27 protein-coding genes are annotated in these 26,158 nt (G+C 69.7%); 23 read left to right on the forward strand and 4 right to left on the reverse strand.

The genetic code is table 11. The features are described from left to right. Window positions 1-74: 74 nt before the first annotated feature. The 3 genes from OHA91_RS29530 to OHA91_RS29540 all read left to right on the forward strand — a co-directional run bounded on the left by OHA91_RS29530 (window position 75) and on the right by OHA91_RS29540 (window position 4,648). A complete protein-coding gene (locus OHA91_RS29530; RefSeq protein WP_031153878.1) occupies window positions 75-776 on the forward strand; it encodes an HAD family hydrolase in 702 nt (233 codons plus the stop codon). Window positions 777-1,388: 612 nt separating this feature from the next. After that, a complete protein-coding gene (locus OHA91_RS29535) occupies window positions 1,389-2,993 on the forward strand; it encodes an ABC transporter substrate-binding protein (protein WP_031153876.1) in 1,605 nt (534 codons plus the stop codon). A 71-nt stretch (window positions 2,994-3,064) separates the two neighbouring features. Continuing rightward, a complete protein-coding gene (locus OHA91_RS29540) occupies window positions 3,065-4,648 on the forward strand; it encodes an ABC transporter substrate-binding protein (protein WP_328740337.1) in 1,584 nt (527 codons plus the stop codon). Window positions 4,649-4,759: 111 nt separating this feature from the next. Here OHA91_RS29540 and OHA91_RS29545 read toward each other — a convergent pair whose 3' ends face one another. Continuing rightward, a complete protein-coding gene (locus OHA91_RS29545; RefSeq protein ID WP_031153871.1) occupies window positions 4,760-5,431 on the reverse strand; it encodes a response regulator in 672 nt (223 codons plus the stop codon). A 219-nt stretch (window positions 5,432-5,650) separates the two neighbouring features. On the opposite strand from OHA91_RS29545, the gene OHA91_RS29550 reads away from it, so the two are divergent. After that, window positions 5,651-5,833 carry a hypothetical protein gene (locus tag OHA91_RS29550; RefSeq protein ID WP_245240188.1) on the forward strand — a complete coding sequence of 61 codons (183 nt, stop codon included), beginning with the start codon at window positions 5,651-5,653 and terminating at the stop codon, window positions 5,831-5,833. On the opposite strand, the gene OHA91_RS29555 is transcribed toward OHA91_RS29550, so the two are convergent. After that, on the reverse strand, window positions 5,830-6,723 hold the full coding sequence (locus OHA91_RS29555) for a RecB family exonuclease (RefSeq protein WP_209441524.1): 894 nt from the start codon (window positions 6,721-6,723) through the stop codon (window positions 5,830-5,832). The genes OHA91_RS29550 and OHA91_RS29555 overlap by 4 nt on opposite strands. A gap of 223 nt (window positions 6,724-6,946) precedes the next feature. On the opposite strand from OHA91_RS29555, the gene OHA91_RS29560 reads away from it, so the two are divergent. The 3 genes from OHA91_RS29560 to OHA91_RS29570 all read left to right on the forward strand — a co-directional run bounded on the left by OHA91_RS29560 (window position 6,947) and on the right by OHA91_RS29570 (window position 9,777). Next, window positions 6,947-8,080 (forward strand): site-2 protease family protein, encoded by a 1,134-nt coding sequence (locus tag OHA91_RS29560; protein WP_107064758.1) that lies wholly within the window; start codon window positions 6,947-6,949, stop codon window positions 8,078-8,080. An 18-nt stretch (window positions 8,081-8,098) separates the two neighbouring features. Then, entirely contained in the window at window positions 8,099-8,995 is an 897-nt protein-coding gene (locus OHA91_RS29565) for a tRNA (adenine-N1)-methyltransferase (RefSeq protein WP_328740338.1), read from the forward strand. 188 nt (window positions 8,996-9,183) lie between these two features. Next, the gene (locus OHA91_RS29570; protein WP_245240187.1) at window positions 9,184-9,777 is read left to right on the forward strand and encodes a hypothetical protein; all 594 of its coding nucleotides are present in this window, start codon (window positions 9,184-9,186) and stop codon (window positions 9,775-9,777) included. A 4-nt stretch (window positions 9,778-9,781) separates the two neighbouring features. Here the strand turns inward: OHA91_RS29570 and OHA91_RS29575 are convergent, their stop codons facing one another. Continuing rightward, on the reverse strand, window positions 9,782-10,102 hold the full coding sequence (locus tag OHA91_RS29575; protein ID WP_328740339.1) for a ferredoxin: 321 nt from the start codon (window positions 10,100-10,102) through the stop codon (window positions 9,782-9,784). 264 nt (window positions 10,103-10,366) lie between these two features. Between OHA91_RS29575 and arc the strand changes: the two genes are divergently transcribed. The 6 genes from arc to prcA all read left to right on the forward strand — a co-directional run bounded on the left by arc (window position 10,367) and on the right by prcA (window position 16,550). Next, window positions 10,367-12,133: a proteasome ATPase gene (arc, locus tag OHA91_RS29580; RefSeq protein WP_030655926.1), complete on the forward strand. Its 1,767-nt coding sequence runs from the start codon at window positions 10,367-10,369 to the stop codon at window positions 12,131-12,133. 262 nt (window positions 12,134-12,395) lie between these two features. Continuing rightward, window positions 12,396-13,907: a depupylase/deamidase Dop gene (dop, locus tag OHA91_RS29585; protein ID WP_031153856.1), complete on the forward strand. Its 1,512-nt coding sequence runs from the start codon at window positions 12,396-12,398 to the stop codon at window positions 13,905-13,907. 182 nt (window positions 13,908-14,089) lie between these two features. Then, on the forward strand, window positions 14,090-14,302 hold the full coding sequence (locus OHA91_RS29590; protein ID WP_030016348.1) for a ubiquitin-like protein Pup: 213 nt from the start codon (window positions 14,090-14,092) through the stop codon (window positions 14,300-14,302). 364 nt (window positions 14,303-14,666) lie between these two features. Then, window positions 14,667-14,948: an endonuclease VII domain-containing protein gene (locus OHA91_RS29595; RefSeq protein ID WP_328740340.1), complete on the forward strand. Its 282-nt coding sequence runs from the start codon at window positions 14,667-14,669 to the stop codon at window positions 14,946-14,948. Continuing rightward, entirely contained in the window at window positions 14,900-15,739 is an 840-nt protein-coding gene (gene prcB / locus OHA91_RS29600) for a proteasome subunit beta (RefSeq protein ID WP_328740341.1), read from the forward strand. Before OHA91_RS29595 ends, prcB begins: the two co-directional genes overlap by 49 nt. A gap of 46 nt (window positions 15,740-15,785) precedes the next feature. Further along, the gene (gene prcA, locus OHA91_RS29605) at window positions 15,786-16,550 is read left to right on the forward strand and encodes a proteasome subunit alpha (RefSeq protein WP_030655938.1); all 765 of its coding nucleotides are present in this window, start codon (window positions 15,786-15,788) and stop codon (window positions 16,548-16,550) included. 70 nt (window positions 16,551-16,620) lie between these two features. Here prcA and OHA91_RS29610 read toward each other — a convergent pair whose 3' ends face one another. Then, window positions 16,621-17,619: a LacI family DNA-binding transcriptional regulator gene (locus OHA91_RS29610; RefSeq protein ID WP_328740342.1), complete on the reverse strand. Its 999-nt coding sequence runs from the start codon at window positions 17,617-17,619 to the stop codon at window positions 16,621-16,623. A gap of 135 nt (window positions 17,620-17,754) precedes the next feature. Here OHA91_RS29610 and OHA91_RS29615 point away from each other — a divergent pair, with 135 nt between their 5' ends. From OHA91_RS29615 to tatC, 10 genes are all read left to right on the forward strand, one after another. After that, a complete protein-coding gene (locus OHA91_RS29615) occupies window positions 17,755-19,017 on the forward strand; it encodes an MFS transporter (RefSeq protein ID WP_328740343.1) in 1,263 nt (420 codons plus the stop codon). Between the two features lie 140 nt (window positions 19,018-19,157). Then, window positions 19,158-20,519, forward strand: a complete 1,362-nt coding sequence (pafA, locus tag OHA91_RS29620) for a Pup--protein ligase (protein ID WP_031153848.1) — start codon at window positions 19,158-19,160, stop codon at window positions 20,517-20,519. Window positions 20,520-20,645: 126 nt separating this feature from the next. Beyond that, the gene (locus OHA91_RS29625) at window positions 20,646-21,587 is read left to right on the forward strand and encodes an FKBP-type peptidyl-prolyl cis-trans isomerase (protein ID WP_031153847.1); all 942 of its coding nucleotides are present in this window, start codon (window positions 20,646-20,648) and stop codon (window positions 21,585-21,587) included. 41 nt (window positions 21,588-21,628) lie between these two features. Beyond that, a complete protein-coding gene (locus tag OHA91_RS29630) occupies window positions 21,629-22,015 on the forward strand; it encodes an FKBP-type peptidyl-prolyl cis-trans isomerase (RefSeq protein WP_030655948.1) in 387 nt (128 codons plus the stop codon). Window positions 22,016-22,138: 123 nt separating this feature from the next. Further along, window positions 22,139-23,095, forward strand: a complete 957-nt coding sequence (locus OHA91_RS29635) for a helix-turn-helix transcriptional regulator (protein WP_031153846.1) — start codon at window positions 22,139-22,141, stop codon at window positions 23,093-23,095. Window positions 23,096-23,215: 120 nt separating this feature from the next. Further along, window positions 23,216-24,184, forward strand: coding sequence for a helix-turn-helix transcriptional regulator (locus OHA91_RS29640; RefSeq protein WP_031153845.1), 969 nt, complete (start codon window positions 23,216-23,218; stop codon window positions 24,182-24,184). Between the two features lie 14 nt (window positions 24,185-24,198). Further along, the gene (locus OHA91_RS29645; RefSeq protein ID WP_030025910.1) at window positions 24,199-24,426 is read left to right on the forward strand and encodes a CpXC domain-containing protein; all 228 of its coding nucleotides are present in this window, start codon (window positions 24,199-24,201) and stop codon (window positions 24,424-24,426) included. Between the two features lie 26 nt (window positions 24,427-24,452). After that, window positions 24,453-24,653 (forward strand): hypothetical protein, encoded by a 201-nt coding sequence (locus tag OHA91_RS29650; RefSeq protein ID WP_328740344.1) that lies wholly within the window; start codon window positions 24,453-24,455, stop codon window positions 24,651-24,653. A gap of 166 nt (window positions 24,654-24,819) precedes the next feature. Further along, complete coding sequence (tatA, locus tag OHA91_RS29655) at window positions 24,820-25,104, forward strand: Sec-independent protein translocase subunit TatA (protein ID WP_031153843.1); 285 nt, start codon at window positions 24,820-24,822, stop codon at window positions 25,102-25,104. A 47-nt stretch (window positions 25,105-25,151) separates the two neighbouring features. Further along, a complete protein-coding gene (gene tatC / locus OHA91_RS29660) occupies window positions 25,152-26,117 on the forward strand; it encodes a twin-arginine translocase subunit TatC (protein ID WP_031153841.1) in 966 nt (321 codons plus the stop codon). The last annotated feature ends 41 nt before the right edge of the window (window positions 26,118-26,158 follow it).

Here is a 26,158-nt window from a genome sequence, read left to right on the forward strand (position 1 = left end):
GGTCGCCTGTTCCCCCGGGGGATGCCCCGCGGGAAGAGGTGACCGGCCTTCTCGTCCCTTCGAGAGGTACGCGCATGACGAGCACCGTTCCCGCCCCGGTCACCCGCACGGCCGACGGCTCGGCCCTGCAGGCGGTGCTGCTCGACATGGACGGCACCCTGGTGGACACCGAGGGCTTCTGGTGGGAGATCGAGGCGGAGGTCTTCCACGAGCTCGGCCACCGCCTCCAGGACGCCTGGCGCGACGAGGTCGTCGGCGGGCCCATGACCCGCAGCGCCGGCTTCCTGATCGAGGCCACCGGGGCCGCCATCACCATCGCCGAACTGAGCGTCCTGCTCAACGAGCGCTTCGAGGCCCGCATCGCCGACCAGGTCCCCCTGATGCCCGGCGCCGAGCGGCTGCTGGCCGAGCTCGCCCGGCACAACGTGCCCACCGCCCTGGTCTCCGCCTCCCACCGCCGGGTCATCGACCAGGTCCTGCTCACCCTCGGCCGCGACCGCTTCACGCTGACGGTCGCCGGCGACGAGGTCGCGCGTACCAAGCCGCACCCCGACCCCTACCTGCTCGCCGCGCGGACGCTCGGCGCGCACCCCTCGCGGTGCGCGGTCATCGAGGACACCCGCACCGGTGTGGCGGCCGCGGAGGCCGCCGGCTGCCGGGTCGTGGCCATCCCCTCGGTCGGCGTGATCGAACCGGCTCCGGGGCGTACGGTCGTCCGCTCGCTGGAGGACGTCGACCTGGCGTTCCTGCGCTCCCTCATCGCCCCCATGAACTGAGAGTGACGGAAGGGCCGGCCCGGACCCCCCCGGCCCCCCGGCCCGCTCCCGGTCCGGCACGCGCCCGACTCAATTGGACACATCGGCATGCAGTGCCCTACATCGGTATGCATCGCCACGCACCGAGATTCCATGAGTACGCTCCGTGCCGAATGGAACCCCGTCGGGTCGCGTCCTGACGGAAGGATCTTCCGTCGCAGGCCCCGGAGGCTGAAATTCCATCCCCTCCGGGGTCGTTGCGCAGGGTGACCTTGGTCACGCGTCACACCCCCGACGGGCCTGTCCGGAGGCCCCGACGGCTTCCAATGTGTCCACATTGATCAGCCCCTGACCGAATCTGCGCAGCCCTGCCTGTGAACAGGCAGTTCGCTCCGATCACGGTGCGATTACGCCCCAAGTCCGGCCAGTTCCAGCCATCCCGCCCCGGACCACTAGTGTCGAGCCGGGCACTGCGCCGCACCCAGCCGCGTCCCGGACACACACCCCTGTGCCGGACCGCGTGGACCGATCGTCACAACACCGGCCCGATCGTTCCGCCCTGAACGGGCGACCGCCGCGAAGTGCCCTTCACACCGCTTTGAGCAAGTGCCGGTTACAGGGAGTACTTCCAGCATGAACCGCAAGACCATGGTGCTGACGGCCGCGGCCGGACTGCTCACCCCCGCGCTGGCCGCATGCGGCACCGCGAGTGGCGGAGGAGCAGGATCCGCGGCGATCGTCGTCGGGACCACCGACCGGTTCGAGGCCGCAGACTTCGCTCCCGCCCCCTTCGACCCCGCCTACGCCTACGACGCCGGCGCCTGGAACATCCTGCGCCAGACCGTCCAGACGCTGATGCACACCCCGCGCGGCGGCGGCCAGCCCGTCCCCGAGGCGGCCTCCGCGTGCCGCTTCACCGACTCCGGCAACGAGAGCTACCGCTGCACCCTGCGCCCCGGGCTCAAGTTCGCCAGCGGCGACCCGCTCACCGCCAAGGACGTCAAGTTCTCCATCGACCGCGTCCTCGCCATCAAGGACGAGAACGGCCCCTCCTCGCTGCTCTCCACCCTCGACAACGTCGAGGTCAAGGGCGAGGACACCGTGATCTTCCACCTGAAGACCCCGGACGCGACCTTCCCCTTCAAGCTCTCCACCCCCGCCGCCGGCATCGTCAGCGAGAAGGACTACGACGCCAAGAAGCTCCGCGAGGGCTTCGAGGTGGACGGCTCCGGGCCCTACACCATGAAGGCCGAGGTCAAGGAGAACCGCCTCGTCCGCGCCGTCTTCAGCAAGAACCCCCACTACAAGGGCGACATCAAGCTGCAGAACGACAAGGTCGAGCTGCGCACCTATCCCGACTCCCCGGCCATGGGCAAGGCCCTCACGGACGGGAAGATCCACGTGGTCTCCCGCACCCTGTCGCCCGCCCAGATCACCGAGCTCAGCGCCAACCCGCCCAAGGGCGTCAAGCTGGTCCCGATGCCCGGCCTGGAGATCCGCTACCTCGGCTTCAACACCGACGCGCCCGTCGTCAAGGACAAGGCCGTGCGCCAGGCGCTCGCCGCCGCCGTCGACCGCGGCGCGCTGATCTCCAAGGTCTACGGCAAGTCCGCCCAGCCGCTCTACTCACTGGTCCCCACCAGCGTGACCGGCCACGTCAACTCCTTCTACAACAAGTACGGCGACGGCAACACGCCCAAGGCCGCCGCACTGCTGAAGGAGGCCGGGATCAAGACCCCGGTCAAGCTGACGCTGCACTACACCAACGACCACTACGGCGACGGCACGGCGGCCGAGTTCGAGGCCCTCAAGGCCCAGCTCAACGCCACCCAGCTGTTCGACATCACCGTCCAGGGCAGCGAGTGGGCGGACTTCCGCCCCGCGCAGAAGAAGGGCGACCACGCCGCCTACGGGCTCGGCTGGTTCCCCGACTACCCGGACGCCGACAACTTCCTCGCCCCGTTCCTGGAGCAGGACAACTTCCTGGGCACGCCGTACGCCAACAACACGGTGCGCACCAGGCTCCTCCCCGAATCCCGGCGCGCGGTCGACCGAAACGTCGCCGCCCCCGCGATCACGGAGATGCAGGACATCGTCGCCGAGGACGTACCCGTCCTGCCCCTGTGGCAGGGCAAGCAGTACGTCGCCGCACGCGACGGGATCACCGGAGTGGAGTGGTCGGTCAACGCCATCTCCGACCTCCAGTTGTGGGAGCTCGGCCGTGGCGTAAGCGGCTGAGCAAGGCAAAGACCGGCAGCGGGTGTCGCGGGCCGGAGCAACGAAACAGTTCGACTGTGAAGGACGTTCGCGTGAATCGACGTAACCAGTGGCTGGCGGCCCCGCTCGGCGCGGCCACCGCCGCCGCGCTGCTCAGCGGTTGCGGTTCGACCGATGGCTCCAATGCCGGCAGCGGCAAGGGCGTGGTCATGGGCATATCCGACAAGGTGAAGTCCACCGACCCGGCGTCCGGCTACGACCCGGGCTCCTGGCTGCTCTTCAACAACGTCTTCCAGTCGCTGCTGAGCTTCCCCAAGGGCGGTACCACCCCCGAGCCCGACGCGGCCCAGAGCTGCGGCTTCGAGGGCGGCGACAGCAAGCTCTTCAAGTGCACGCTCAAGCCCGACCTGAAGTTCAGCAACGGCCACGAGCTCACCTCGAAGGACGTCAAGTACTCCTTCGAGCGCACGCTGAAGATCAACGACGAGAACGGCCCCGCCGTCATGCTCGCCTCGATCGCCGGCATCGACGCCCCCGACGAGAAGACCGTCGTCTTCCGCCTGAAGACCTCCGACGCCACCTTCCCGAGCAAGATCGCCTCGGGTGCGGGCTCCATCGTCGACCACCGCGAGTACCCGGCCGACAAGCTCCGCACCGACAACAAGGCCGTCGGCTCCGGCGTCTACAAGCTCGACTCCTTCAGCGAGAAGAGCGCCAGCTTCTCGGTCAACGAGTCCTACACCGGCAAGGCCAAGGCCAAGAACACCGGCGTCACCCTGAAGTTCTTCAACGGCGACCAGGCCGGCCTCAAGACCGTCCTGGAGAGCGGAGACGTCGACTTCGCCTTCCGCGGCCTCGCCGCGAAGGACATCGCCGCCCTCGCCTCCAGCAAGACCGGCGACGAGAAGGTCGACGTCGTCCAGGGCACCGGTGCCGAGGTCGAGCACATGGTCTTCAACATGAACGACCCGGTCGTCGGCAAGCTCCCCGTCCGCAAGGCCATCGCCTACCTCGTGGACCGCGAGGCCCTCGTCAAGGACGTGTACGCCGGCACCGCCACCGCGCTGTACTCCATCGTCCCGACCGGCATCGCCGGCCACACCACGCCGTTCTTCGACCGCTACGGCGGCAGCCCGCAGCCCGAGAAGGCCAAGGCCGTCCTCAAGGCCGCGAACATCAACGGCAAGGTCAAGGTCACCCTGTACTCGACCCCGTCCCGCTACGGCCCCTCCACCGACCAGCAGTTCGAGGTCATCGCCAAGCAGCTCAACGACAGCGGCCTCTTCGAGGCCGACGTCAAGTCCGTCGAGTACGAGCAGTACGAGCAGGACATCCAGGCGGGCAAGTACGGCATCTACGTCAAGGGCTGGGTCCCCGACTACCCGGACGCCGACAACTTCACCCAGCCGTTCTTCGGCCCGGGCAACGTCCTGAACAACAACTACGACAACAAGGAGATCACCGGGACGATCATCCCGTCGACCTCCGCGAAGTCCGACCGCACCGCGGCCAACACCGACTACAACCGGCTCCAGGACATCGTCGCCGACGAGCTCCCGCTCCTCCCGCTCTGGCAGGGCAAGCAGTACGCCGTCACCCGCCAGAACGTGAACGGCCTGCAGTGGTCCCTGGACGCCTCCACGGTCTTCCGCTTCTGGGAGATCAGCAAGGGCTGATCCGGGCCGCCCCCGGACACACCACGGGGCCGCACGCGCGAGGTCCACTCGCGCGTGCGGCCCCGTGCCCGTTCCCTACAGCTACGACGACCGCGACCGCTACTGCTACTGCTACTGCGCCCCGGGGCGCACCAGACCGCTCTCGTACGCGTACACCGCCGCCTGCACCCGGTCGCGCAGCCCCAGCTTCGTCAGGACGTGCCCCACGTGCGTCTTGACCGTCGTCTCGCTCACGAACAGGTCCGCCGCGATCTCCGCGTTCGACAGGCCCCGCGCCACCAGCTTCAGCACCTCCACCTCGCGCTCGGTCAGCGTCCCCAGCGTGTCCGGGACGCGCTCGTCACCCGACGGCAGGTGCCCCGCGTACTTGTCCAGCAGCCGCCGCGTGATGCTCGGCGCGAGCATCGCCTCGCCCGCCGCCACCACCCGGATCGCCTGCACCAGCTCGTTGGCCGGCGCGTCCTTCAGGAGGAACCCGCTCGCCCCGGCCCGCAGCGCCTCCACCACGTACTCGTCCAGATCGAACGTGGTCAGCACCAGCACCTTCGCCGGACCGTCCCGGCCCGGACCCGTGATCTGGCGCGTCGCCTCGACCCCGTCCATCCGCGGCATCCGGATGTCCATCAGCACCACGTCCGGCTGCAGCGCCCGCACCTGGTCCAGCGCCTGCAGGCCGTCCCCGGCCTCGCCGACCACCGCCAGCTCCTCCTCCGCCTCCAGGATCATCCGGAAGCCGGTGCGCAACAGTGGCTGGTCGTCGACCAGAAGAACGCGGATGGCCACGGGCGATACCTCGTATTCGTGGGACGGCTGGACGGGCACGCCCATTCTGCCCTGACCCGACGATCAAGAACTCCCGGCCCCGGGGCCCGTGCGACGGCGGACGATCCCCCTCTGGCAGGCTGAGCCTGGAGCACCGCCACCGAGAACGAGCTGCGGCGCCTGATCAACGAGTGGGACCCGATCGGCGTCGCCGACTCGGTGCGGGACGAGTACGACTGCATGCTTCCCCCGCTCCTCGGACGGCTCCGCGGCGGCGCCGGCCGGACGGAGATCGCCGAGTTCCTGCAGCACGAGCTGGAGGACCACTTCGGCCTCGCATCCCCGTGCCCGCGGCCCGACGCGATCGCCGCCCGGCTGGTCACCTGGTGGGCATCGACCGGCCCGGCCCGAGACAACCCCTAGCTGACCCCGTCCGGACCCCCGGCCGGCCTCGGCACCACCGGCAGGGGGTACACCGGGGGAGTACCGCCGAACTCCGGACACGACGCCTGGTGGTCGCACCAACCGCACAGCTTCGTCGGCCGCGGCCGCCACTCACCCGTCGCCGTCGCCTCCCGGATCGCCTCCCACAGCGCCAGCAGCTTGCGCTCCACCCGCTCCAGGTCCGCCACCACCGGGTCGTACGTCAACACGTCCCCACTGCCCAGGTACACCAGCTGCAGCCGCCGCGGCACTACCTGCTTCAGCCGCCACACCACCAGGGCGTAGAACTTCATCTGGAACAGCGCACCCTCGGCGTACTCCGGCCGCGGCGCCTTCCCCGTCTTGTAGTCGACGATCCGCACCTCACCCGTCGGCGCCACATCCACCCGGTCGATGATCCCGCGCAGCCGCAGCCCCGACTCCAGCTCCGTCTCCACGAAGAACTCCCGCTCCACCGGCTCCAGCCGCGTCGGGTCCTCCAACGTGAACCAGCGCTCGACCAGCGCCTCCGCCTCCGTCAGCCACCGCGCCAGCGCCGCCCCCTCGTCCCCCTCCGGGAACAGCTCCGTCAGCTCCGGCCGCGACTCCAGCAACCGGTCCCACTGCCCCGGGATCAGCTCCTTCGCCCGCGGCGCCGTCCGCTCCTGCGCGGGATGATCGAAGAGCCGCTCCAGCACCGCGTGCACCAGCGTCCCCCGCGTGGCCGCCGCACTCGGCTTCTCCGGCAGCTTGTCGATCACCCGGAACCGGTACAGCAGCGGGCACTGCATGAAATCGCTCGCCCGGGAAGGAGAGAGCGAAGAAGGTGCCACAGCGCTCGGCGCTACGGCTTCGGCCGCGCCAGGCACGGCACCGGGGCTCGTCGTCATGCACAAAACCCTACGACCCGCCACGGACAGCACGCGCATACCATCGACGGCAAGCCCCCTCGCACTGCATGATCGGAGCATCACCAGGCGCTACACACACCGCGCCGTACGCGACGAGAACCACACGTGAACCCCCAGCACCGAACGAAGGACAGACGTGTCAGACACCGACCAGACCGGCGAGCGCGATAACCGGCGCTCGGGACCGGGCGGCGGACTCCTCATGGGCCGCCCCTTCGGCGTGCCCGTCTACGTCTCACCCAGCTGGTTCCTCGTCGCCGCCCTCATCACCTGGGTCTTCGGAGACCAGCTCGACCGCGTCCTGCCCGACCTCGGACCCGTCCGCTACCTGGTATCCCTCTTCTTCGCCGTCGCCTTCTACGCCTCCGTCCTCGTCCACGAACTCGCCCACACCGTCGCCGCCCTCCGCTTCAAACTCCCCGTGCGCCGCATCCAGCTCCAGTTCTTCGGCGGAGTCTCCGAGATCGAGAAGGAGTCCGAGACCCCCGGCCGCGAATTCGTCCTCGCCTTCGTCGGCCCCCTGCTCTCCCTCCTCCTCGCCGGCGGCTTCTACCTCGGCATGAAGGCCGTCGACCCGGCGACCGTCCCCGGCGTCCTCCTCGCCGGCCTGATGATCTCCAACCTGCTCGTCGCGGCCTTCAACCTGCTTCCCGGCCTCCCCCTCGACGGCGGACGCATGCTCCGAGCCGTCATCTGGGGCATCACCGGCAAACCCATGGCCGGCACCGTCGTCGCCGCCTGGGTCGGACGCGCCCTCGCCGTCGCCGTCCTCCTCGGCCTGCCCCTGCTCACCCATACCGGATTCCTCGGCAACCGCACCGAGGAGATCGGCGGCATGGACACCGTCATGGACGCCCTCCTCGCCGCCATCCTCGCCGCCATCATCTGGACCGGAGCCGGCAACAGCCTCCGCATGGCCCGGCTGCGCGAACACCTCCCCGAACTGCGCGCCCGCAGCCTCACCCGCCGCGCCATCCCCGTCGAGAACGCCACCCCCCTCTCCGAAGCCCTCCGCCGCGCCAACGAAGCCGGAGCCCGCGCCCTCGTCGTCGTCGACGGCCACGGAGACCCCACCGCCATCGTCCGCGAGAGCGCCATCGCCTCCGTACCCGAACACCGCCGCCCCTGGGTCGCCGTCAGCACCCTCGCCCAGGACCTCACCGACGGCATGAAGGTTTCCGCGGAACTCACCGGCGAAGAACTCCTCGACCACCTCCGCGCCACCCCCGCCACCGAATACCTCGTCCTCGAACCCGGCGGCGCCATCTACGGCGTCCTGTCCACCCTCGACGTCGAGAAGGCCTTCGTGAAGGCCATGGCACGGCCCCAGTCCTGAAGCCAATACACTGTTCACATGTCCGAACCGACCGGTGCCGCCCGCCGACGCGGGCCCTTCAAGGTCGGGGACCAGGTTCAGCTCACCGACCCCAAGGGCCGCCACTACACGTTCACGCTCGAAGCCGGGAAGAATTTCCACACCCACAAGGGTTCCTTCCCCCACGACGAGCTGATCGGTGCTCCCGAAGGCAGTGTTGTCCGTACCACGGGGAACGTCGCGTACCTCGCGCTGCGCCCCCTGCTCCCCGACTACGTCCTGTCCATGCCCCGCGGCGCCGCCGTGGTCTACCCCAAGGACGCGGGCCAGATCCTGGCCTTCGCCGACATCTTCCCCGGCGCCCGCGTCGTGGAAGCGGGGGTGGGCTCCGGCTCCCTGAGCAGCTTCCTGCTGCGCGCCATCGGCGACCAGGGCATGCTCCACAGCTACGAGCGCCGCGCGGACTTCGCCGAGATCGCCACCGCCAACGTGGAACGCTACTTCGGCGGACCCCACCCGGCCTGGCAGCTCACCGTCGGCGACCTCCAGGACAACCTGACCGACACCGACGTCGACCGCGTCATCCTGGACATGCTCGCCCCCTGGGAATGCCTGGAAGCCGTCTCCAAGGCCCTCGTCCCCGGCGGCATCCTCTGCTGCTACGTGGCCACCACCACCCAGCTGTCCAAGACCGTCGAGTCCATCCGCGAGATCGGCTGCTTCGCCGAGCCGCAGCCGTGGGAGTCGATGATCCGCAACTGGCACGTGGAAGGCCTGGCCGTCCGCCCGGACCACCGCATGATCGGCCACACCGGCTTCCTCGTCACCGCCCGCCGCCTCGCGGACGGCGTCGAGCCCCCCATGCGCCGCCGCCGCCCCGCCAAGGGCGCCTACGGCGAGGACTACGAGGGCCCCGGCAGCGACCGCTCCGCGTAGGGACCGTCCACCCCCTCCGCCGACCCAACACGACGGCGCTGCGGTGCAGTTCCCCCGACCTCGGGGGAACTGCACCGCAGCGCCTTTTCGTTGTCTCCGTACCGACCTCGGACCCTGCCGTTCCACCCCCGTGTGAGGTGTGGCACGATGCTGGCTCCCCGTCACCCTTCGCACAGGAGACACCCCGCGTGCTGCACACCCCCGCCACGCTGGCAACCCCGGACACCCTGGCCCACACCCGGACCAGGCCCCTCCACTGGCTCGCCACGGCCACCGCCATGGCCGCCGTCATAGCCGCAGCGGGACTCGTACAGCCGGCCACCGGCAGCCCGGCGGCCGCCGAGGAGCCCCCCGCGAAGGGGCCGCAGGCCGCCGCCCCCGACGCGGCCGCCGTCACCTACCCCCTCGACTGCAAGGGCGCGCCCCGGGCCGTCACCGCCACCGCCCAGGGCGACCTCGACGGAGACGGCCGCCCCGAAACCGTGGCGGCCGTCCGCTGCGACGCGGGCTCCGGCACCCCGCCCCACGCCGTCTACGTACTCACCCAGGACCCCGCCGAGGGCTCCCGCCCCCGCGTCGTGGCCACCCTCCTGGACACCCCGCAACGCCAGACCGCCACGGAACTGACCGTGCGCGACCGAACCGTCACCGCGAGCCTCCTCGGCTACTCCGGCCCCGAGGTCCCGCGCTGCTGCCCCGACAAGAAGCAGCTCGCCAAGTGGCGCTGGAGCGACGGAAAATTCCGCCAGGAGCTGACGGACTCAGCCGCCAGGAGGGTTTGAAGCGTCACTCCGCGTCCGGACCGAAGACCTCCACACCGTCCGAAACGCGCCTTACGTGAATGCAGTCGCCCGGGCATTCCTTCGCCGAGTCCACCACGTCCTGGAGCAGCGGCAGCGGCACCGGAGTGGTCGCCCCCACCTCCTGCAGCAGCTCGTCGTCCGCGCTCTTCACGTACGCCAGACCGTCGATGTCCAGCTCGAACACCTCGGGCGCGTACTGCACGCAGATGCCGTCCCCGGTGCAGAGGTCCTGGTCGATCCAGACCTCGAGCGACTCGCCGGCCCCGCCGGCGCCGCCCGTCGGAGCGTCCTGCTGCACGGTCATATCTCCTGCCGTTCCCTGCGGTGAGTGATCCATCCCGATCACAACCCGCAGCAAGTCGCGCGGGCCCTGACGGGTGTTGAACACTTCGACCTTACAACCGGCTGCTTCCCGAGTTTGATGGGTGGGTATTTCCTTGGCGTGAGGGAGTACGCAAGGGTGAAGATCGGACACACCTCTATCGTCTTTGTGATCTAGGGGTTTCAATCACCACCAGCCCAGGTAGGGTCAGGAAGCGTCCAGCTCCCCTTGGAGGAGGTGAGGACCGTGGCAGCCCACGACGACGACATCAACCGCGGCATCCGGCCCGCGCGAGGGTCCGAGGACCCCGCCGGCCAGGTTGCCTATCTCGAGCAGGAAATCGCCGTCCTGCGACGTAAGCTCGCCGACTCTCCGCGACACACGAGGATTCTCGAAGAGCGGATCGTCGAGCTCCAGACGAATCTGGCCGGCGTCTCCGCACAGAACGAACGACTGGCGAATACCCTCCGTGAGGCCCGCGACCAGATCGTGGCCCTCAAGGAAGAAGTCGACCGGCTCGCACAGCCGCCGGCAGGCTTCGGTGTCTTCCTCCAGGCGAACGAGGACGGCACCGTCGACATCTTCACCGGAGGCCGAAAGCTCCGCGTGAACGTCAGCCCCAGCGTCGACCCGGAAGACCTCCGGCGCGGCCAGGAGGTCATGCTCAACGAGGCCCTCAACGTGGTCGAGGCCATGGAATTCGAGCGGGCCGGGGACATCGTCACCCTCAAGGAGATCCTCGAGGACGGCGAGCGCGCCCTGGTCGTCGGGCACACCGACGAGGAACGGGTGGTGAGGCTCGCCGAGCCGCTCCTGGACATCACCATCCGTCCCGGCGACGCCCTCCTGCTCGAACCCCGCTCCGGCTACGTCTACGAGGTCGTCCCCAAGAGCGAGGTCGAGGACCTGGTCCTCGAAGAGGTCCCCGACATCGACTACGACAAGATCGGCGGCCTGGGCGACCAGATCGAGCTGATCCGCGACGCGGTCGAGCTCCCGTACCTCTACCCCGACCTGTTCAAGGAACACGAACTGCGGCCCCCGAAGGGCATCCTGCTCTACGGCCCGCCCGGCTGCGGCAAGACGCTCATCGCCAAGGCCGTCGCCAACTCCCTTGCCAAGAAGGTCGCCGAGGTGACCGGACAGGCCCAGGGGAAGTCGTACTTCCTGAACATCAAGGGCCCCGAGCTCCTCAACAAGTACGTTGGCGAGACCGAGCGGCACATCCGCCTGGTCTTCCAGCGGGCCCGCGAGAAGGCCAGCGAGGGCACCCCCGTCATCGTCTTCTTCGACGAGATGGAATCCCTCTTCCGCACCCGCGGATCCGGTGTCAGCTCGGACGTCGAGAACACCATCGTCCCGCAGCTCCTCGCCGAGATCGACGGCGTGGAGGGCCTGGAGAACGTCATCGTCATCGGCGCCTCCAACCGCGAGGACATGATCGACCCGGCCATCCTGCGCCCGGGCCGCCTCGACGTGAAGATCAAGATCGAGCGTCCGGACGCCGAGGCCGCGAAGGACATCTTCGCGAAGTACCTCAAGGCCTCGCTGCCCCTGCACACGGACGACCTGTCCGAACACCAGGGCTCCACGGCCGGCACCGTCCACAGCATGATCCAGACCGTCGTCGAGCAGATGTACGCCGAAACCGAGGAGAACCGCTTCCTCGAGGTCACGTACGCCAACGGCGACAAGGAAGTCCTGTACTTCAAGGACTTCAACTCGGGCGCGATGATCCAGAACATCGTCGACCGTGCGAAGAAGATGGCCATCAAGGCCTTCCTCGAGCACAACCAGAAGGGCCTCCGGGTCTCCCACCTCCTCCAGGCGTGCGTGGACGAGTTCAAGGAGAACGAGGACCTGCCCAACACCACCAACCCGGACGACTGGGCCCGAATCTCCGGCAAGAAGGGCGAGCGGATCGTATTCATCCGCACCCTCGTCACCGGAAAGCAAGGCGCGGACACCGGACGCTCCATCGACACGGTGGCGAACACCGGTCAGTACCTCTGAAGCGGAGCGGCTGCGGATGCCCTCCCCGGGCATCCGCAGCCGACTGCTTTACCCGACCGCTTTACCGGCCGTATTCCAGCCGGTGACAGGGCAGATTCAATGACGGAAATGATCTCCCCACGAGCGCGCAGTGGTTCTAGGCTCTTCCGTACCGCCGGTCGCGCAGTGCGGGGACGGGCACCGCACAGTCACACGCACCGGAGCACCAGCGGTACTTGAGCGCCGCCCCCGGAGGGGGGCGCCGCCGGGCAAGGAGGGCCGCATGACCGTACGGCGAGTAATGGGGATCGAGACGGAGTACGGGATCTCCGTCCCCGGTCACCCGAACGCCAATGCCATGCTCACCTCGTCCCAGATCGTCAACGCCTACGCGGCGGCGATGCACCGGGCGCGACGCGCCCGCTGGGACTTCGAGGAGGAGAACCCGCTGCGGGACGCCCGCGGCTTCGACCTCGCCCGCGAGGCCGCCGACAGCAGCCAGCTGACCGACGAGGACATCGGCCTCGCCAACGTCATCCTGACGAACGGCGCACGGCTCTACGTCGACCACGCCCACCCCGAGTACAGCTCCCCGGAGATCACCAATCCGCTGGACGCCGTGCTCTGGGACAAGGCCGGCGAGCGGATCATGGCCGAGGCCGCCGTACGGGCCGCCCAGCTGCCCGGGGCCCAGCCGATCCACCTCTACAAGAACAACACCGACAACAAGGGCGCCTCCTACGGCACGCACGAGAACTACCTGATGAAGCGGGAGACCCCCTTCTCGGAGATCGTGCGCCACCTGACCCCCTTCTTCGTCTCGCGACAGGTCGTGACCGGCGCGGGACGCGTGGGCATCGGCCAGGACGGCCGCGAGCACGGCTTCCAGATCAGCCAGCGCGCGGACTACTTCGAGGTCGAGGTCGGCCTGGAGACCACCCTGAAGCGGCCCATCATCAACACCCGGGACGAGCCGCACTCCGACGCCGAGAAGTACCGCCGGCTCCACGTGATCATCGGCGACGCGAACCTCTCGGAGATCTCCACCTACCTCAAGCTCGGCACCACGGCGCTCGTCCTGTCCATGATCGAGGACGGGTTCATCGGCGTCGACCTGGCCGTCGACCAGCCCGTACGCACCCTCCACCACGTCTCCCACGACCCCTCGCTGAAGTACCTCATCACGCTGCGCAGCGGCCGGACACTGACCGCCGTACAGCTCCAGATGGAGTACTTCGAGCTGGCCAGGAAGTACGTGGACGAGCGTTTCGGTTCGGACGCGGACGAGCAGACCAAGGATGTGCTGGCCCGCTGGGAGGACGTGCTGGGCCGGCTGGAGAGCGACCCGATGAGCCTGTCGGGGGAGCTCGACTGGATCGCCAAGCGGGAGATCCTGGAGGGCTACCGGCGCCGGGACGGCCTCGAATGGGACGCGGCGCGGCTCCACCTGGTGGACCTCCAGTACTCGGACGTACGGCCCGAGAAGGGCCTCTACAACCGTCTGGTGGCCCGCGGCAAGATGAAGCGGCTGGTGGAGGAGTCCGCGGTGGAGCGGGCCCAGAGCAAGCCTCCGGAGGACACCAGGGCGTACTTCCGCGGCCGCTGCCTGGAACAGTACGCGGACGACGTAGCGGCGGCCTCGTGGGACTCGGTGATCTTCGACCTCCCGGGCCGCGACTCGCTCCAGCGGGTCCCGACGCTGGAACCCCTGCGGGGGACCCGCAACCACGTCAAGGAGCTCCTGGACCGCTGCCGCACGGCGGAGGACCTGGTCCGGGTGCTTTCGGGGCAGTGAGCGGGCCTCGGCGGGCCTGAAATGCGATCGGTCCGGGAATCATGAGAAGAACCGGACTGTGAAAGTACGGGGACGAATGTCGGACCCTCCCTATAGGGTCCGACGTAGGGTCTGATCTTGGGAGATCCCGAATCCCGGGGTCTCTCGACATGAGCGTGCGAACCGAGCGGGGTGAGGTAGACATGGCGACCAAGGACACCGGCGGCGGACAGCAGAAGGCGACGCGCTCGACCGAGGAGGTCGAGGAGGCCGCGGTCGAGGAATCGACCGACCTCAAGGAGCGCCAGGAAAAGCTCTCCGACGACGTCGACTCCGTACTCGACGAGATCGACGATGTCTTGGAGGAGAACGCCGAGGATTTCGTGAGGTCGTTCGTGCAAAAGGGTGGCCAGTAGGACTCGCCGGAGTCGTTTAGCCTTCGAATCGAAGGTTGGGGGCGGGGTGGCCGAAGCGGTGCCAGAAGGCATGAAGCGCTGCTCGCGATGCAAACGCGTTCAAATACGTGAGGCCTTCGCAAGTAATCGCGCGATGCGGGACGGTCTGCAGGCGTACTGCCGCGAATGCCAGGCCGAGCATTACAAGCAGAAGCAAGAGGCGAAGGGGCGGATGGTACGGGTGAAGGTGCCTGTGCCGTCCGGTCATAAACGGTGTCCCCAGTGCGGGGAGATCAGACCTCACTCGCAGTGGGAGCGGAACAAGACGAGTTCGGACGGCTGGGCCAGCTACTGCAGAGATTGCCGAGCCCAACGGAACCGGGCCTTGTACTTCAAGCGCCACTACGGCATCACCGAAGACGAGCGTGACGCCATGATCGAAGCCCAGGGCGGGAGCTGCCTGCTCTGTCGGATCGCTCCGGCAGAGCATGTGGATCACGATCATCAGACGGGTAAGGTCCGAGGCGTACTGTGCTTCAGCTGTAACGCAGCCCTGGGGCAGTTCAAGGATCGGCCGGACGTCATGAGGCGTGCAGCCGCTTACGTGGAAGGAAACCTGTGGAACCCAACACTCGTAGCACAGGGCGTCTACCGGCAGCCTTCCTGACGCCGGGGTCTTCGTCCTTCATGGACTTCCTGGGCGCGCACTCGCCCGAGATGCTGCCCGGCAACCGCAAGCTGCCGGAGGGTGTCGTCGAGGCGCCGCACGGGACGACCATCGTGGCCGCCACCTTCCCCGGCGGGGTCGTGCTCGCCGGTGACCGGCGGGCGACCATGGGGAACATGATCGCGCAGCGGGACATCGAGAAGGTGTTCCCGGCCGACGAGTACTCCGCGGTCGGCATCGCCGGTACGGCCGGCCTGGCCGTGGAGATGGTCAAGCTGTTCCAGCTGGAGCTGGAGCACTTCGAGAAGGTGGAGGGGGCGACCCTCTCCCTGGAGGGCAAGGCCAACCGGCTCTCCACCATGATCCGGAGCAACCTCGGCATGGCGATGCAGGGCCTGGCCGTGGTGCCGCTCTTCGCCGGCTACGACGAGGGCAAGGAGAAGGGCCGGATCTTCTCCTACGACGTCACCGGCGGCCGCTCCGAGGAGCACGGCTACGCGGCGACCGGTTCCGGTTCGATCTTCGCGCGGGGCTCCATGAAGAAGCTCTACCGCCCGGATCTGACCGAGGAGCAGGCCACCACGCTGGTGGTGCAGGCGCTGTACGACGCCGCCGACGACGACTCGGCGACCGGCGGGCCGGACCTGTACCGCCACATCTACCCGATCGTCACCGTCATCACGGACGAGGGGTTCCGCAGGCTGACAGACGAGGAGTCGCAGGAACTCGCCCGTTCGGTCACCAACCGCAGGCTGGAGCAGCCCGACGGCCCGCGCGCCGCCCTGCTCTGACCATCCGTCGCTTCGTAGGAGCCCAGAAGAAAGGGACGGAAAGCCGGTGTCGACTCCGTTCTATGTGTCACCCCAGCAGGCCATGGCCGACCGGGCGGAATACGCCCGGAAGGGCATCGCCCGCGGTCGCAGCCTTGTCGTGCTGCAGTACGCCGACGGCATCGTGTTCGTCGGCGAGAACCCGTCCCGCGCGCTGCACAAGTTCAGCGAGATCTACGACCGGATCGGCTTCGCGGCCGCCGGCAAGTACAACGAGTACGAGAACCTGCGGATCGGCGGAGTGCGGTACGCGGATCTGCGCGGATACACCTACGACCGTGACGATGTGACGGCCCGTGGGCTGGCGAACGTGTACGCGCAGACCCTCGGCACCATCTTCTCCTCGGCCGGTGAGAAGCCGTACGAGGTGGAGCTGGTGGTGGCCGAGGTCGGTGCGACGGCGGCCGGCGACCAGATCTACCGGCTCCCGCACGACGGTTCGATCGTGGACGAGCACGGCTCGGTCGCGGTCGGCGGCAACGCCGAGCAGATCAGCACCTACCTGGACCAGCGCCACCAGGACGGTATGACCCTGTCGGAGGCGCTGAAGCTGGCGGTGGCGGCGCTGTCCAGCCAGGCCAACGGTGCCGACAAGGCGATTCCGGCCGAGCGGCTGGAGGTGGCGGTGCTGGACCGGACCCGGTCGCAGCAGCGCAAGTTCAAGCGGATCCGGGGCCGGCAGCTGTCGCGGCTGCTGGAGGCGGACGTGCCGGCGGCCGCGCAGGCGGACGCCGTGTCGAACGACGAGGCTCCGGAGGACGACGCGGAGTAGGACCAGGATCCGGGTGCGTGGCCCCGGTCGCCCCTCGCGGGGTGGCCGGGGCTTCGTCGTGTCCGGGCGGCTACGGGGTGGGGGCCGGTCCCGTGGAGTCGCGGACGACGAGGGTGACGGGGATGTCGGGGGCGGTCCAGGGGGTGCCTTCGAGAACGGCGAGGAGGGCGGTCATGCCCTGCTCGCCGACGCGTTCGGCGGGGAGGTGGACCGTGGTGAGCTCGGGTTCGACGGCGGTGGCGAGGGCGAGGTCGTCGAAGCCGGTGACGGAGAGGTCCTCGGGGACGCGCAGGCCGAGGCGGCGGGCGGCCTTGCAGGCGCCGGCGGCGAGGATGTCGTCGTCGCAGACGATGGCGGTGGGCCGGCCCCGGGGGGCCGCGAGGGCGGCCTCCATGGCCGTACGGGCGTTGTCGGCGGTGAGGGCGGACCGTACGGTGCGCAGCTCGGTTCCGGGGCCCAGGAGGGTCGTGAGGGCCTCGGCGCGGGTGTCGAAGGTCCAGGAGTCGACTGCGGAGGCGAGGTGGAGGAAGCGCCGGTGGCCGAGGGCGAGGAGGTGCTCGGTGACCTGGCGCATGCCGTCGGCCATGGCGAGGTTGACGTGGGCGGCGGAGCCTGCGGCGCGGGGGTCGCTGTCGAGCATGACGAGGGGGAGGGTGTCGCCGCCGATGGCCTGGAGGGCGTGGGCGGCCATGGAGGAGGCGATGACCCCGTCGAGGGCGGCGCGGGCGGAGGCGAAGGGGTCGCGGGCGGGGCCGGTGCCGTCGGGGGAGGGGTAGAGGACGACGCCGAAGCCGTGTTCGGCGGCGACGCGTGCGGCGCCGGTGTAGACGCGGGCGAAGAACTCGTTGGTGAGGGCGGGGACGACGAGGAGGGCGGTGCGGGTGGAGCCGAGGCGGAGGTTGCGGGCGGCGAGGTTGGGCCGGTAGCCGAGTCGGGTGGCGGTCTCGCGGACGAGGGCGGCGGTGCGCTCGGAGACGCGGCCGGGCCACTTGTCGCCGAGGACGAGGGAGACGGTGGCCTGCGAGACCCCGGCGGCGGTGGCCACGTCCCGGCTGGTGGGTCTCGTCACACGGGGCTCCTGTAGTGCGAGGTCAGGGGTGGTTGCACGGTCCGTGGGGTGGACCCGTGGACTGTGGCCATGGTACGTATGACTCGTCACGTTATACGTATTACCCCGGCTGGATCCGGGCAGAAGGGGGCCGACATGGCCGCGGGATACGCGGAGCTGCTGCGGACCCGGCACGCCGCGAGGCTGCTGGTGGGCACGCTCGTCGGCAGGCTGCCGAACGCCACCGCGCCGATCGCGATCGTGCTGTTCACGCGCGCGGAGGGCGGCAGCTACAGCCTGGCGGGGGCCCTGGCCGCCGTGTACGGGCTGGCGAACGCGGTGGGCCAGCCGCTGCTCGGGCGGGCCGTGGACCTGTTCGGGCAGCCGCGGGTGCAGCTGCCGGCGGCGCTGCTGTCCGCGCTCGGCATGCTGTGGCTGGCGCTCGCGGGCACCGGGTCGGTGGTCGCGGCGTACGCCGCCGTGGTGGTCGGCGGGCTCTTCACGCCGCCGCTGGAGGGCGGGCTGCGGGCCCTGTGGCCGAGCGTGCTGGGGGGCCGCGAGGAGAAGGTGCACGCGGCGTACGCGATGGACGCGGTGGCCCAGGAGGTCATGTTCACCGTCGGTCCGCTGCTGGTGACGCTGTTCGTGGCGGTGTGGTCGCCGGCCGGGGCGCTGCTGGCGCTGAACGCGATCGGGGTGCTGGGCGCGCTGTCGGTGGTGGTCAGCGAGCCGTCGCGGACGTGGCGCTCGGAGCCGCGGGAGGCCCACTGGCTGGGCGCCCTGCGCTCGCGCGGGCTGCTGGCGCTGCTGGGCGCGTTCTTCTTCGTGGGCATGGCGCTGGGTTCGATCACGGTGGCCGGTGTGGCGTACGCGGACGACAACGGGGGCCAGGCGGTGTACGGCTGGCTGATGGCGGCGCTGGGGCTGGGCGCGCTGATCGGCGGCGTGTTCTACGGCGCACGCCAGTGGGCGGGTGCGCCCGAACGGCGGCTGCGGCTGCTGGTGGCGCTGCTCGCGGTCGGCTACCTGCCGCTGCTTCTGATCCCGGGGCCGGTGGCGATGACGGCGCTGGCTGCGCTGTCGGGCGTGTTCCTGGCGCCGTCCCTGGCGTGCGCGTTCATCGTGGTGGACCGGCACGCGCCGGCGGGCACGGTGACGGAGGCCTTCTCGTGGCTGGTGACGTTCTTCGGCGTGGGCGCGGCGATCGGTACGGCGGCCGCGGGTCCGGCGGTGGAGCTGGGCGGCACCGCGTGGGGCTTCGGCGTGGCGTGCGCCGCGGGCGGTGCGGCGCTGCTGGTTCTGATGGTGACTCAGGGGGCGCTGTCAACTGCGGGCCACAGCCGTGCGGTGGCGGGCTCGGCGCAGGGAGTGCCGGGCGGCGCCGATGAGGTGGCCCCGCAGGCCCGGTCGGCGCAGTGACGGGCGGGCGCGTCGGTGCGGCGCGCCCGTGGCTTTCACCGGTAGCCCGCCCGGTGTTCGGGGGCCTCCTCGGGGGAACTGATCGAAACGGCGGCTCCGAACCCGGTTTCAGAAGAGGGCAGAAGGCGTAATGTTCAGTCATGGACCGCCGCATTTTCGGGCTGGAGAACGAGTACGGCGTCACGTGCACGTTCAGGGGACAGCGCCGACTGTCTCCTGACGAAGTGGCGCGCTACCTCTTCCGCCGTGTCGTGTCATGGGGCCGCAGCAGCAATGTCTTCCTGCGGAACGGCGCCCGCCTGTACCTCGACGTGGGTTCGCATCCGGAATATGCAACTCCCGAATGCGACAACGTGACCGAGCTGGTCACGCACGACAAAGCAGGCGAGCGCATTCTCGAAGGACTGCTCGTCGACGCCGAACGCCGCCTGCACGAGGAGGGAATCGCGGGCGACGTCTATCTCTTCAAGAACAACACCGACTCGGCGGGCAACTCGTACGGCTGCCACGAGAACTACCTGGTGGCCCGGCACGGGGAATTCTCCCGCCTGGCGGACATTCTCATCCCGTTCCTCGTCACGCGGCAGCTGATCTGCGGCGCCGGCAAGGTGCTGCAGACCCCTCGGGGCGCGGTCTACTGCGTGAGCCAGCGGGCCGAGCACATCTGGGAGGGCGTCAGCTCCGCGACGACGCGTTCGCGGCCGATCATCAACACGCGCGACGAGCCGCACGCGGACGCGGAGCGGTACCGCCGCCTCCACGTGATCGTGGGCGACTCGAACATGTCCGAGACGACCATGCTGCTGAAGGTCGGGGCGACCGACCTGGTGCTGCGCATGATCGAGGCGGGCACGGTGATGCGGGACCTGACCCTGGAGAACCCGATCCGGGCGATCCGCGAGGTCAGCCACGACATCACGGGCCAGCGCAAGGTGCGCCTGGCGAGCGGCCGGGAGGCCTCCGCGCTGGAGATCCAGCGGGAGTACTACGACAAGGCCGTGGACTTCGCCGAGCGCCGGGGCATCCGCACCGGCGTGGTGGACCAGGTGTTGGAGCTGTGGGGCCGCACGCTGGACGCGATCGACGCCGAGGACCTGGACCGGATCGGCACCGAGATCGACTGGGTCATGAAGTACCAGCTGATCGAGCGGTACCGGGGCAAGCACAACATGACCATGTCGAATCCGCGGGTGGCTCAGATAGACCTCGCCTACCACGACATCCACCGCCGGCGCGGGCTGTACTACCTGCTGGAGCGCAAGGGGCAGGCGGCGCGGATCTGCAACGACCTCAAGATCTTCGAGGGCAAGTCGGTGCCTCCGCAGACGACGAGGGCGCGGCTGCGCGGCGACTTCATCCGCCGGGCGCAGGAGCAGCGGCGCGACTTCACGGTCGACTGGGTGCACCTGAAGCTCAATGACCAGGCGCAGCGCACGGTGCTGTGCAAGGACCCGTTCCGGTCGGTCGACGACCGCGTGGAGAAGCTGATCGCCGGCATGTAGGCAGCACGTAGGCAGCCGGTGTGACGTCCCCCTTCTCACCAGGGCCCCGTACGTTTCTCGTACGGGGCCCTGTGCACGGCTTAGAGTGGCGGGCGACCGTCTTGCCGTCTGAGATCTGAGGAACCCGTGCGCCGACTTGCCGGCCTGCTTGTCGTACCCCTTCTGCTGCTGTCGACAGCGGCGTGTGGCGACGACGGCGGCTCCGACTCCGCCCAGATGAAGAACGGAGCGCCCGCGATCACGAAGGGCGCCGAGTTCGGGGAGACGCCCACCCTGTCGAAGGGGAAGGGCGAGCCGCCCAAGGAGCTGAAGGTGGTGACCGTCAAGGAGGGCACCGGCCCGGCGCTGAAGAAGGGCGACATCGCCCAGGTCAACTACTACGGCCAGGTGTGGGACGGCACCGAGCCGTTCGACCAGAGCTTCGGCAAGGGCCAGCCGTTCGACGTGACGATCGGCGCGGGCGCCGTCATCAAGGGCTGGGACCAGGGCCTGGAGGGCCAGAAGGTCGGCAGCCGTATCGAGCTGGTGATCCCGCCGGACCTCGGTTACGGAGAGCAGGGCTCGCCCCCGAAGATCAAGGGCAACGCCACGCTGGTGTTCGTCGTGGACATCGTCAAGGGCGCCACGGTCCCGGCCTCGGCCACGGGCAAGGAAGTCGCCCAGGACAACAAGGACCTGCCGAAGGTCGGTACGAACACGGACGGCAAGGAAGTCTCCGTGGCCGTCCCGAAGGACGTCACCCCGCCGGCGAAGCTGGTCTCCAACTACGTCCTGGAGGGCGACGGTCCGGCCGTGACGGACAAGAACAGCGTCGTCGTCAAGTTCCACGGCAAGACGTGGAAGGACGACAAGACGTTCGAAAGCACCTACACCTCGGGCCAGTCGGTGACCTGGCCGCTGGAGCAGCTGCAGGTGAAGGGCCTCAAGGACGGCATCGTCGGCAAGAAGGTCGGCAGCCGCATCCTGCTGGTCATCCCGCCGGACATGGGCTTCGGCGACAAGGAGCAGGGGACCATCCCGGCCAACTCGACGCTGGTCTTCAGCCTCGACATCCTCGCGGTGGTGTAAGACTGTCCCGGTTGTCCCCATCAGTTTTGAGGAGCAGTTCCGTGAGCAGCAAGCCTGAGAAGCTCGAGAAGCCCGAGATCGACTTCCCGGAGGGCCCGGTCCCCACCGACCTCGTCATCGAGGACATCTGGGAGGGTGACGGCGCCGAGGCCAAGGCCGGCTCTCGCGTCTCCGTCCACTACGTGGGCGTGGCGTTCTCGACCGGCGAGGAGTTCGACGCCTCCTGGAACCGCGGCTCCGCGCTGCAGTTCCAGCTCGGTGTCGGCCAGGTCATCGCGGGCTGGGACCAGGGCGTCCAGGGCATGAAGGTGGGCGGCCGCCGCAAGCTGACGATCCCCGCCCACCTCGCCTACGGCGACCGTGGCGCGGGCGGTGCGATCGCCCCGGGCGAGACGCTGATCTTCGTCTGCGACCTGATGGCCGCCTGATACCGGGCCGCCGAGAGCGCGAGGGCCCCCGCCGTGAGGCGGGGGCCCTCGCTTTTGTCCGGGACGGCCGGGGCGGTACGGTCAACGGTCACGAGTGTGTCGAGAAACGGGGGATGGGCGTCGATGGCGATTGCCAAGGCCGAGCGTCTGATGAATCTGGCGCTGTGTCTGCTGGGGACCCGCCGGCCGCTGAGCAAGCGCGAGCTGCGCGGTTCCATCGAGGCCTACATGGAAGCCGGCAACGACGAGTCCTTCAACCGCATGTTCGAGCGGGACAAGGACGACCTGCGCGAGCTCGGTCTGGTGATCGAGACGGTGGAGAACCTGGAGGGGGAGACGGGCTATCTGGCCCGCCGGGACAGCAACCGGCTGCCCCCGGTCTCCCTGGACGCCGAGGAGGCCGCGGCCCTGGGGCTGGCGGCCAAGGTCTGGCAGCAGGCCCGCCTCGCGGGAGCCGCCAGCGGCGCCCTGCAGAAGCTGCGGGCGGGCGGGATGCCGGAGGCGGACAACCCGTACGAGGGCCAGCACAGTGCCATCGAGCCGCGCATCCCGGTCCACGAGGCGGCCTTCGAGCCCCTGATGCTGGCCTGCCGGGACCGCCGGCCGGTGGTCTTCGACTACCGCAAGTCCACCGCGGCCCGGCCCGAGACCCGTCAGGTGGAGCCCTGGGCGCTGGAGTGCTGGCGCGGCCACTGGTACCTGGCGGGCTACGACCGTGACCGCGGGGCGGAGCGGGTGTTCCGGCTGTCACGGATCACCGGGAAGGTCCGCTCGCGCGCGGCGAAGTACACCGCTGAGGTACCGGACGTGGTGACCGTGCGGGAGACCGTGGCGAGCTGGGCCGGGGAGAGCGCGGACCGCTCCGCGCTGATCCGGCTGCGGGCCGGGGCGGGCTACCCGCTGCGGGCCAAGGCCACGGCGGTGCGCGAGGGCGCGGACGGCTGGGACGAGCTGGAGATCCCCTACGGGCACGGGCTCGACGCCTGGCTGGTGGAGTTCGGCCCCGACGTCGTCGTGGTCGGCCCCGCCGACCTGCGGGCGGACGTGGTGGACCGGCTGCGGGCCGTCGCCGGCGCCTGACACGCTGTCCGGGTACCGCCCGCCGTCCGGGTACCGCCCGCGGTGCGGGGCCGGTCCGCCCGCCGCACCATTCGAAACCGCGACATCCACAGACGTGCCCTGAGGGGGAGACGTACCAGCATGGCTGCCAACGCCATCGACCAGACCCGCCGGATGCTGTCCCTGGTGACGTACCTGCGCGAGCGCCCGGGGGCGCACGTCGCCGACGTCGCGCGCGCCTTCGGCATCACCGAGGACGAGCTGATCTCGGACCTCGACGTGCTGCCCATGTGCGGGACCAGCTTCCGGGGCGGGGACCTGCTCGACATCGACACCGACGGGGAGCGCATCTGGTGGCGCAATCCCGACGCCTCGGGGGAGTCCACCGCCGAGCCGCTGCGGCTCGCCGCCGACGAGGCGACCGCGCTGCTGGTCGCCGCGCGCGCCGTGGCGACGCTGCCCGGCCTGCGCGAGAGCGACCGCGACGCCCTGCTGCGGGCGACCGCCAAGCTGGAGGCGGCCGCGGGCGAGGCGGCCGGTGCCAGCTCCCGGCTGTCGGTGACCTTCGAGTCCGAGGGCGGGGTCTTCGCGGACGTCGACCGGGCCATCTCGGAACGCCGGCGGCTGTGGCTGCGCTACTACTCGCCGGCCCGGGACGAGCTCACCGAGCGCGAGGTCGACCCGATCCGGCTCTTCGCGGTGGGGCACACCTACATGGAGGGCTGGTGCCACCTCTCCGAGGCCCGGCGCACCTTCCGGCTCGACCGGGTGGCCGAGATCCGACTGCTGGACGAGCGGGCCGAGCCGCCCGCCATCGAGCCGCGCGACCTGTCCGAGGGCCTCGTCCAGCCGTCCGCCGAGGACCCCGAGGTCGTGGTCGAGGTCGGGCCGGGCGGGCGCTGGGTCGCCGAGTACTACCCGCACGACAGCGCCGAGGAGCTCGCGGACGGCGGCCTGCGGATCACGCTGCGCACCCCGGACCCGGGCTCGCTGCGGCGCCTCGCGCTGCGGCTGGGCCGAGAGGGGCGGATCACCGCCCCCGCCGAGCTGGCGGACAGCGCGCGCAGCGCCGCACGGGAGGCACTCGCGGGGTACGGGGAACAGGTCTGAGGGGAGCGCGGTCGATGTCGCCAACGTCCGGGCCGGTCGCCTTCAAGGCCTCCTGTCCCGAGTGCCGCGCCCGCTTCGAGCTGGACGCGGGCGCCCTGCGGCTGGCCATCGGCGGCAGCCGCAGGGCCACCTTCTACTCCTTCACGTGTCCCGAATGCGGCGCCGCCGTCCGCAAACCGGCCGGTGACCGCATCGTGGAACTGCTGACCGGTGGCGGCGTGAGCACCCTGCGCAGCATCTGAGGCGCGCGGTGGCCTAGGCTCGGCCCATGCTGTGGCCGATGTTCGCAATTGCCCTGGGCTTCCTCGGAGTGGCCGTGCTCGCCGTGCTGGCCGTGCGCGTGTTCGCGGAGGTGCGCCGGCTCTCCGCGGAGGTCGCGCTGGCCAGCCACCGGATCACCTCCGCGTCGGCCGATCTGGAGCGGGAGGCGGCCGGTCTGGCCCGGGCGGGCCACGACGCGCGGCCGTAACGAACGCGACAGGCGTGTGACCGGGGGATTGACAACCGGCCAGGACGCAAGACGGGGTACGCCGGGGGATTGCCGGGCGTTAACCCCCTGGGGTTACGATCCTCGGTAGAGACATCCCGGGCGCCCGTACCGGTGCGCTGCGAACCTCGGAGAAAAGGAAGACTTCATGGGCAACCTCAGGGGTTGGGAAATCCTCGTCATCGTCGGAGTCATCATCCTGCTCTTCGGCGCCAAGAAGCTGCCCGACATGGCCCGCTCCCTCGGCAAGTCGGCCCGCATCCTCAAGAGCGAGGCCAAGGCCATGAAGAAGGACGGCGAGGCCGACGACGCGGCCGCCCCGGCCGACCAGTCCGCACAGCAGCCGGTCGCCCCGCGCACCATCCAGGCCGCGCCCGGTGACGTCACCAGCTCCCGGCCGGTCAGCGAGCCGAACCGCACCGCCCAGGGCTGACGGACGCCCTTCACGCCAGTCATCTGCAACGAGACAAGGGACGTGGGTTGCTCAAGTCTGCCCGCAAGCAGGGGAAACAAGAACGACAGGCAAAGGACGCCGAAGGGCGCATGCCTCTCGTCGAGCACCTGCGCGAACTGCGTAACCGCCTGCTGAAGTCGGTCCTGGCGATCCTCGTCATCACGATCATCGCGGCCTTCTTCTACCGGGACATCATCAACTTCCTGTTGAAGCCGATGCTGGACTCCGTCGGCTGCACCAACGGGGTGGTGACCCAGCGCAACGGGCGCCCCTGCGCCGACATGACCGTGAACGGCCTGATCTCGGCGTTCTCGATCGCCCTGAAGGTCTCGCTGATGGCCGGCGTGGTGCTCTCCGCTCCGGTGTGGCTCTACCAGCTGTGGGCGTTCGCCGCCCCCGGGCTGCACAGTCACGAGAAGAAGTACGCGCGCAGCTTCGTCGCGGTCGGCGCGCCCCTGTTCATGGCCGGCGCCGTGCTCGCGTACAAGATCCTCCCGCAGACCGCGACGATCATGCTCGAGTTCACCCCCGACCACGCGCGCAACCTGCTGCCGGTCGACGACTACCTCGACCTCGTCGCCCGCATGGTGATCGTCTTCGGCCTGGCCTTCGAGCTGCCGCTGCTGCTGATCCTGCTGAACTTCACCGGCGTGCTCACCGGCAAGCGCCTCGCCGGCTGGTGGCGGGGCATGGTCCTCGGCATCACCGTCTTCGCCGCCTTCGCCACGCCCACCGGTGACCCGCCGACCATGCTCGCGCTGGCCCTGCCCATCGTGGCCCTCTACTTCGCGGCCGTCGGCATCTGCCTCCTCAACGACCGCCGCCGCCGGCGCAACGACCCCGACGCGGGGCTGAGCGACGACGAGGCCTCGGAGCTCGACCTCACCCCGGCGCCGATCGGCACGATCGACGCGGCGCCCGCTCCGGCCGCGCTGCCCGGACAGGCCGACGGCGGACGACAGCGGATCAACGGGTACGACGACGCCACCTGACAGCAACGCCCCGGCCACCCTCCCGGGAAGTGCCCCCGGGG

It is taken from the genome of Streptomyces erythrochromogenes (genome assembly GCF_036170895.1).
In the GTDB taxonomy this organism is placed as follows: Bacteria; Actinomycetota; Actinomycetes; order Streptomycetales; family Streptomycetaceae; genus Streptomyces; species Streptomyces erythrochromogenes.

What these genes read in the sequence shown, in the direction of transcription:
- OHA91_RS29560 (WP_107064758.1), top strand. Translation starts at nt 6,947, where the DNA reads ATGGGCCGCCCCTTCGGCGTGCCCGTCTACGTCTCACCCAGCTGGTTC.
- tatA (WP_031153843.1), top strand. Translation starts at nt 24,820, where the DNA reads ATGGGCAACCTCAGGGGTTGGGAAATCCTCGTCATCGTCGGAGTCATC.
- pafA (WP_031153848.1), top strand. Translation starts at nt 19,158, where the DNA reads ATGGACCGCCGCATTTTCGGGCTGGAGAACGAGTACGGCGTCACGTGC.
- OHA91_RS29645 (WP_030025910.1), top strand. Translation starts at nt 24,199, where the DNA reads ATGTCGCCAACGTCCGGGCCGGTCGCCTTCAAGGCCTCCTGTCCCGAG.
- OHA91_RS29590 (WP_030016348.1), top strand. Translation starts at nt 14,090, where the DNA reads ATGGCGACCAAGGACACCGGCGGCGGACAGCAGAAGGCGACGCGCTCG.
- OHA91_RS29530 (WP_031153878.1), top strand. Translation starts at nt 75, where the DNA reads ATGACGAGCACCGTTCCCGCCCCGGTCACCCGCACGGCCGACGGCTCG.
- OHA91_RS29635 (WP_031153846.1), top strand. Translation starts at nt 22,139, where the DNA reads ATGGCGATTGCCAAGGCCGAGCGTCTGATGAATCTGGCGCTGTGTCTG.
- OHA91_RS29535 (WP_031153876.1), top strand. Translation starts at nt 1,389, where the DNA reads ATGAACCGCAAGACCATGGTGCTGACGGCCGCGGCCGGACTGCTCACC.
- OHA91_RS29615 (WP_328740343.1), top strand. Translation starts at nt 17,755, where the DNA reads ATGGCCGCGGGATACGCGGAGCTGCTGCGGACCCGGCACGCCGCGAGG.
- OHA91_RS29575 (WP_328740339.1), bottom strand. Translation starts at nt 10,102, where the DNA reads ATGACCGTGCAGCAGGACGCTCCGACGGGCGGCGCCGGCGGGGCCGGC.
- OHA91_RS29640 (WP_031153845.1), top strand. Translation starts at nt 23,216, where the DNA reads ATGGCTGCCAACGCCATCGACCAGACCCGCCGGATGCTGTCCCTGGTG.
- OHA91_RS29650 (WP_328740344.1), top strand. Translation starts at nt 24,453, where the DNA reads ATGCTGTGGCCGATGTTCGCAATTGCCCTGGGCTTCCTCGGAGTGGCC.
- OHA91_RS29565 (WP_328740338.1), top strand. Translation starts at nt 8,099, where the DNA reads ATGTCCGAACCGACCGGTGCCGCCCGCCGACGCGGGCCCTTCAAGGTC.
- OHA91_RS29555 (WP_209441524.1), bottom strand. Translation starts at nt 6,723, where the DNA reads ATGACGACGAGCCCCGGTGCCGTGCCTGGCGCGGCCGAAGCCGTAGCG.
- dop (WP_031153856.1), top strand. Translation starts at nt 12,396, where the DNA reads ATGACCGTACGGCGAGTAATGGGGATCGAGACGGAGTACGGGATCTCC.
- OHA91_RS29550 (WP_245240188.1), top strand. Translation starts at nt 5,651, where the DNA reads ATGCTTCCCCCGCTCCTCGGACGGCTCCGCGGCGGCGCCGGCCGGACG.